Source organism: Streptomyces sp. YS-3 (genome assembly GCF_045257485.1).
GTDB lineage: Bacteria > Actinomycetota > Actinomycetes > Streptomycetales > Streptomycetaceae > Streptomyces.
Genome location: NZ_JBJHPC010000417.1, coordinates 1 through 6,487 on the forward strand (window position 1 = coordinate 1; position 6,487 = coordinate 6,487).

Sequence of the window (6,487 nt, forward strand, 5' to 3'; positions counted from 1 at the left end):
GGCCGAGGCTGCTACCTAATGGTGGCGACGTCGCCGACGTAGTGCACCTGCACCGCGCCCGGCAGGCCGGTAATGGGCCCGTCGCCATCGTTGGTGGAGTACCGGCACAGGACACCCGGTCGGTCGGGGTGCGGGATCTGCAACTCGCCGATGCCCTCAGTGCCGGGGATTGCTTGGCCCTTGTGCGGGCCGCTCATGACGTAGTCCATGCGCGCGCACTGTGCATCGACGGGCGCTGAAAGGCAAACGGAGGTGATCCGATGGATCTCAGCCATAGCCAGCGCACGGACACCGACGAGGAGGGCGGAGCCGTCCGGCAGCTGCACGCCCAGGGGCTCGGCCGGAACGAGATCGCGCGCCGCCTCAACTGGGGTACCCGCACCGTCTCCGTCATCGCCGCCGACCTCGGCCCGTCCGCGCCACGTCACACGTAGGCGATCACCCGGTTGGGCAGCGGCTTCACGGGCGGCGCGCCGCCTCCTCAGCAACGGGGGCCCGCTCCTGCTCGATCCGTCGGCACGTCCGGACGAGGTCGCCTGCTGCACGCGTCCCAGGAACAGCAGCGGGGCAAGTCTCGACGGCATCTTTCAGACGGGTGTTCGATTGCAGGTCGTCGCCGCCACCTCCGGCACGTAGGCATTTGCAATCTGCTGCAATCCACATCCGCCCGCGCGCGATCCGCCGCATCCTGGTCCTCCACCCAGCAGAGGGAGGGCCCCATGACGCTCCGGTTCATCGGCACCACCAGCGACGAGGGCGACTGCCCCACCCTGTACGAGATCCCCGAGACCGACGAGATCCTCGTCCAGGGAGACCGCGAGACTGACCCCCAGCATCTGGTGCAGCTGCGTGACGCGAAGCCCAGCGAGACGTTCGTACGCGTGCCACGCGCTCTGATTACTCGCTACGCGCCTCGCGCTGCCGCGCCCGAGCTTCAGCCCTTCGCCACCATCGCTCACCTCTTCCGCGAGTTCCGGCACACCGCCTGGCGACTGGAGACTCGCCGCGGCTACGCCACTGACCGCAACAGCGAGAAGTGGCAGCGCTGGCAGGCGGGCGGGAACATCGCCGCCGAGCCCAAGAACCCGTGGCGGCAGAACGTGGCCGAGCAGACGGCGGCCGGGAAGCTCTTCGGCCGGGTACGGCTCATCGACAACCCGATCACAGAGGGGCAACGCTTCCTCCTAGCGAGTGCGCCCAGCAACGTGGGGGCCGGTGAGGACATCCGCTACCTCACCCGCGCCCGAGCCCAGGAGCTGCGTCTGCCTGACTTCGACTTCTGGCTGTTCGACTCCCGCCTCCTCGCCAGGTTCGCGTTCGACGAGGCCGACACCACCCTCGGGGTGTACGTCACCGAGGACCCGGCTGAAGTCCTCGCTGCCTGTCAGGCCCGCGATGCTGCCTGGCACCATGCCGCCCGTACCGCCGAGGGCGTCGGGGCTGTACGTTCCGTTGTGTGAGCAGCGACTTCCAATCCGCCCGCATTGCCCTCGGCGCGCGCTTGCGCGAGCTTCGCGTGGAGGCTGGGTTCGACGGTAAGGACATCGCGGCGGTCCTCGGGTGGCAGCGCTCCAAGGTGAGCCGTCTGGAGACCGGGAAGCAGACCCCCTCGAAGGGCGATCTCACGCAGTGGGCCCAGGCAGTCGGCCGCTCCGACCTCGCGACAGAACTGACGGGGCGGCTGACCGGGCTGGAGACGCACTACCGTTCCTGGCGCCGCCAGTTGGCAGGCGGCCCCGCCGCTCGCCAGGAGCAGGCCATCGTAGAGACCGCCGCTACCCAGATGATCCGGGGCATGGAAGTGGCGCGCATCCCGGGCCTGTTCCAGACACCGGAGTACGCCCGCTACACCTTCCGATCCAACGCCGACTTCCGGCAGCTCCCCCGGGACATCGAAGAGGCTGTACGCACGCGGGCCCGACGCCAGGAGGCGCTGTACGAACCCGGGCGACGCTTCCGCTTCCTGGTGTGGGAGGCCGCCCTGTACGTCGTCACCTGCCCGTACGAGGTGATGGCTCAACAACTGGACCGGTTAACGGGCCTGATCGGCCTGGACACGATCGAGCTCGGCATCATCCCGTTCGGAGCACAGCTGAAGAGGTCGCCGGCGCACGGATTCTGGATCTACGACCAGCGGCTCGTCATCGTCGAGACGATCAACGCCGAGCTGTGGCTGGACGACGAGGACAGCCTCGCCCTGTACACCCGGGCGTGGGAGTGGCTGTCCGAAGGCGCGGTGTACGGCCCGCAGGCCCGCCGCCTGATCAGTCGCGCTCGGTCCTCCATGGAGCGCATTTCGCAACCGCAGCCAACCCCAGATCTGTAATCGCAATCCGGCGCAATCGCGGGGACCTTGTGCAATCGGTCGCCCTACCGTGCTGGCCATGACCCCAGACCCCTCTGTTGAACAGCAGCCCTTGGACGACCCCGCACAGGGTCCGCGATGTGAGGTATGCCATGAGTTCGGCGCGGACATCGTGACCCTCGTGGTCATCGGCGAGGGCGGCGAGGCCTCGACGCATGCGCACCGCAGCTGCACCGTGGCTGCGGCAGTGGGGGCGGTGTCGGGATGACGGAACACTCCCGCGTCGCGCAGTGGCTCGCGTCCGCACTCGACACCCCGTCGAAGGCGTGGCTGGAGTGGGAGCAAGGCGGCGCCGCAATGTTGCCCACCGGCCGCGCGTTCGACGCCGTGCGCATCTCCGCCGAGATCATCCACGCTGTCACGCAGAGCGGACACCCGGACGCCGTCCGCCCGTGTCTTGACCGCCTGGTGGACGGCCCGGTCATTCATGACGCCTACGGCGCGGGAGTCTCGTACTACGCCCTCGTCCCCCTCGGCGCTCGTATCGAGCACACCGGCGCCGACGCCCCGGTCCTCGCTCAGGGGACCTATCTCGGCGTCCCCGATGTGCACCGCACCGCCCGGCCCGGAATGTACTGGCTCCTGCCGCCCCGAGGTGTCGGGGACCTCTGCACGCCGACGGGTGTGGACCGGTTGATCCGCCTCGGCCGTCAACGAATCGAAGACCCTGCGTCGGGACCGGCTGGGCCCGATCTGGAGGCCATCGAGCAGAGGTGTCGCACGCTCCTCACCGTGTCGGCAGACCTGGCGCACGATCTGAGCGCGGCAACGGAGGCCACGCATCGCGCCCGCGGCTACCTGATGGTGGTGCTGCCGGTCCTCGATGACGCCGCCCGCGGGATGCCGGCCGACGCTCCCGCACGCAGCCGCGTCCTGCTGAGCATCACCGAGGCGCACCATCAGCTGGGTCAGGCGCGGGAGGAGGCCGTTCCGGTCCGCCAGTACGCGCACGCGCGACGCCTCGCCGAGTGCTGTCTCGCTCAGTTGGCGTTCCTGCGGGAACTGGACGTGCCGACGGAAGTGGCGGCTTCGGTCGCGGCCGGTCGCTACGGACGGACGAGCTCAGCGAGCGGCACGCGCACGGCCTGAGTAAATGCCAATCAGATGCCCGCACGGTAACTGGTGTATTGGACACGCAACCCCCGTGGCGGCCCTTCCGGTTAGGCCCCCGGGCTGCCGGGAGTGGTCGGCGACGCACCTGCCTTCGGGCAGGGGCGTCGTCATGTTCCCGCCGGGGCGGATGCCCCTGTCCGCCCTCACAAGTACGTCTGGCTGCACGATCTTTTAGGCGTCGGCCAGTGCTCGGCCGTGTCACCCGAGGCAAGGTTCAGCCCGCTCCTCCGGAGCGAGATGGAGCACACAGGCTGCGGTGGCGAGCCCCGTCTCCTCCTTCCCCCCCCCGTACGGCGGTACCGGGCAGGAAGTCGGTCACCTCCATGCCGCTCCCGGCAGCCCCCAGACCGTTGTCCCGCCGCCGTTGCAGCAGGACGCGGCATTGCCCATCGGTAACGACACCCGAGGCGCCACCACCAAGCTGTTCGGCACGGCCGCGCCGCGGTCGTCGTAGTACCCAGTACGGCGGGACCTACCGCTACCCCTCTCCTGGCCGGCCCGTGCTCCGCAGGACCGGCACCCCCATATGACAAAGGCCCCGTCCACAGATCAGCTGATCGTGGGCGGGGCCTCGGCCTGGGTGCCGGTGGTGCTGGGGTCAAAGGCGGTGCATGCGGGTGTAGGGGCTCAGGATGCGGGCGCGTCGGGAGCCGAAGTCGACGAGCATGGCGACTCCGTCCTCGACGCCCACGATCCTGCCCAGGCCGAACTGGTCGTGGGAGACCCGGTCGCCAAGGGCGAAGGTCTTGGCCTGGGGATCGACCGGAGCTTTGAAGGGACTGGTGGGCAGGTGGCGCCTCGGCGCGGACGACTGCGTCATGGTCCTACCAGTATGCGCCGTCCGGGCCCGTACCACCTGCCTCCACTCGTCTCGGATTCGACACGATTGGGCCGGGAGCCCCGGAACGCCATGGGGCGGACCCGAAAGAGTGAACGCGAAAAGGCCCCGGCGCCACCCCCCACGGGAAGCACCGGAGCCCTTGGTTCAGCAGGCGTTATGAGACCTGGAGCGGCCTGATCGCGGTCGGGGCGTGGCCCGGTTCCGTGGCGAGTTCCTCGAACTCGTTGATCGCGTCGATCTTGACGCCCATCGAGATGTTCGTCACCCGTTCCAGGATCGCCTCGACGACGACCGGGACGCGGTACTCCGCGGCCAGCTTCCTGGCCTCCTCGAAGGCCGGCAGCAGCTGGTCCGGCTCGGTGACACGGATCGCCTTGCAGCCCAGGCCCTCGACGACCTTGACGTGGTCGACGCCGTAGACGCCCAGCTCCGGGGAGTTGATGTTCTCGAACTCCAGGTTGACCTGGAAGTTGATGTCCAGGCCGCGCTGGGCCTGGCGGATCAGGCCGAGATAGGCGTTGTTCACCAGGACGTGGACGTACGGGATGTTGTGCTGCGCGCCGACCGCGAGCTCCTCCAGCATGAACTGGAAGTCGTAGTCGCCGGAGAGGGCGACGACCGGGGTCTCCGGGGACGCGGTGGCGACGCCGAGCGCGGCCGGGATGGTCCAGCCGAGCGGTCCCGCCTGGCCGCAGTTGATCCAGTGGCGCGGCCGGTAGACGTGCAGCATCTGCGCGCCGGCGATCTGGGAGAGGCCGATGGTGGTGACGTACCGGGTCTCGGGGCCGAATGCGCGGTTCATCTCCTCGTACACGCGCTGCGGCTTCAGCGGGACGTCGTCGAAGTGCGTACGGCGCTGGAGCCGCGCCTTGCGCTCCTGCGTGGAGGCCGCCCAGGCGCTGCGGTCGGGGAGCCTGCCCGCGGCCTTCAGCTCCTTCGCCACCTCGACGAAGAGCGTGAGCGCGGCCCCGGCGTCCGAGGCGATGCCGTAGTCCGGCGCGAAGATCCGGCCGATCTGGGTCGGCTCGATGTCGACGTGGACGAACGTACGGCCCCGGGTGTACACGTCCAGCTCGCCGGTGTGGCGGTTGGCCCAGCGGTTGCCGATGCCGAGGACGAAGTCGGACTCCAGGAAGTTCGCGTTGCCGTAGCGGTGCGAGGTCTGCAGGCCCACCATGCCGGCGTTCAGCTCGTGGTCGTCGGGGAGGATGCCCCAGCCCATCAGGGTAGGGACGACGGGCGTGCCGGTCAGCTCGGCGAACTCCACGAGCAGCTCGGCGGCGTCGGCGTTGATGACGCCGCCGCCCGCGACGATCAGCGGGCGCTCGGACTCCAGCAGGAGCCCGATCGCCTTCTCGGCCTGGGCACGGGTCGCGGCCGGCTTGTAGACCGGCAGCGGCTCGTAGGTGTCGGGGTCGAAGTCGATCTCGGTGAGCTGGACGTCGATCGGCAGGTCGATGAGGACCGGTCCGGGCCGGCCGGAGCGCATCAGGTGGAAGGCCTGCTGGAACACGCCGGGGACCTGCGCGGCCTCCAGGACGGTCGTCGCGGCCTTGGTGACCGGCTTCGCGATGCTCGCGATGTCGACCGCCTGGAAGTCCTCCTTGTGGAGCTTGGCGACCGGCGCCTGGCCCGTGATGCAGAGGATCGGGATCGAGTCGGCGACCGCGGAGTACAGGCCGGTGATCATGTCGGTGCCTGCGGGGCCGGACGTACCGATGCAGACGCCGATGTTCCCGGCGGCGGCCCGGGTGTACCCCTCGGCCATGTGGGACGCGCCCTCGACGTGGCGGGCCAGCGTGTGCTTGACGCCGCCACCGGCCTTGAGGGCCGCGTAGAAGGGGTTGATCGCCGCGCCCGGCACGCCGAACGCGGTGGTGACGCCTTCGCGCTTGAGGATCTCAACTGCCGCTCGGGCAGCGGTCATACGAGGCATGGAGTGCTCCTGCTTCGGCCTGGCGGATCGGGCTCTGTCGCGCCACCTGAGAGCCGTGATTCCGTAATGCGGAAGTTTAGTTCTGCTATATGGAAGTAACATAGGGGGCGTGCGCAGGCGCGTCAAGGGATCCCCGCGTTCGCCTCCCAGGCGGGCGCGGGTGGGGGACGATGGACCGGACGGGCGGCGAGCACGGGGTGGACGACATGGGTATCGAGGGGACCGGCGGAGC

7 protein-coding genes and 1 pseudogene are annotated in these 6,487 nt (G+C 69.3%); 4 read left to right on the top strand and 4 right to left on the bottom strand.

Annotated features, from left to right (window positions below; genetic code table 11):
* Positions 1–11: 11 nt before the first annotated feature.
* The gene (locus ACJA3G_RS26885; protein WP_406555630.1) at positions 12–209 is read right to left on the bottom strand and encodes a hypothetical protein; all 198 of its coding nucleotides are present in this window, start codon (positions 207–209) and stop codon (positions 12–14) included.
* 51 nt (positions 210–260) lie between these two features.
* Here ACJA3G_RS26885 and ACJA3G_RS26890 point away from each other — a divergent pair, with 51 nt between their 5' ends.
* From ACJA3G_RS26890 to ACJA3G_RS26905, 4 genes are all read left to right on the top strand, one after another.
* On the top strand, positions 261–434 hold the full coding sequence (locus ACJA3G_RS26890) for a hypothetical protein (RefSeq protein ID WP_406555631.1): 174 nt from the start codon (positions 261–263) through the stop codon (positions 432–434).
* Positions 435–719: 285 nt separating this feature from the next.
* Positions 720–1,460, top strand: coding sequence for a DUF6879 family protein (locus ACJA3G_RS26895; protein ID WP_406555632.1), 741 nt, complete (start codon positions 720–722; stop codon positions 1,458–1,460).
* Positions 1,457–2,326, top strand: a complete 870-nt coding sequence (locus tag ACJA3G_RS26900) for a helix-turn-helix domain-containing protein (protein WP_406555633.1) — start codon at positions 1,457–1,459, stop codon at positions 2,324–2,326. The genes ACJA3G_RS26895 and ACJA3G_RS26900 overlap by 4 nt, the downstream gene beginning before the upstream one ends.
* A gap of 243 nt (positions 2,327–2,569) precedes the next feature.
* Positions 2,570–3,454 carry a DUF6415 family natural product biosynthesis protein gene (locus ACJA3G_RS26905; protein WP_406555634.1) on the top strand — a complete coding sequence of 295 codons (885 nt, stop codon included), beginning with the start codon at positions 2,570–2,572 and terminating at the stop codon, positions 3,452–3,454.
* Positions 3,455–3,739: 285 nt separating this feature from the next.
* Here the strand turns inward: ACJA3G_RS26905 and ACJA3G_RS26910 are convergent.
* The 3 genes and pseudogenes from ACJA3G_RS26910 to gcl form a co-directional block, all read right to left on the bottom strand.
* Positions 3,740–3,910, bottom strand: a pseudogene (locus tag ACJA3G_RS26910) (DNA mismatch repair protein MutT); the annotation flags it as partial.
* Positions 3,911–4,076: 166 nt separating this feature from the next.
* A complete protein-coding gene (locus tag ACJA3G_RS26915) occupies positions 4,077–4,298 on the bottom strand; it encodes a hypothetical protein (RefSeq protein ID WP_406555635.1) in 222 nt (73 codons plus the stop codon).
* A gap of 175 nt (positions 4,299–4,473) precedes the next feature.
* Positions 4,474–6,255 carry a glyoxylate carboligase gene (gcl, locus tag ACJA3G_RS26920; protein WP_406555636.1) on the bottom strand — a complete coding sequence of 594 codons (1,782 nt, stop codon included), beginning with the start codon at positions 6,253–6,255 and terminating at the stop codon, positions 4,474–4,476.
* Positions 6,256–6,487: the final 232 nt, after the last annotated feature.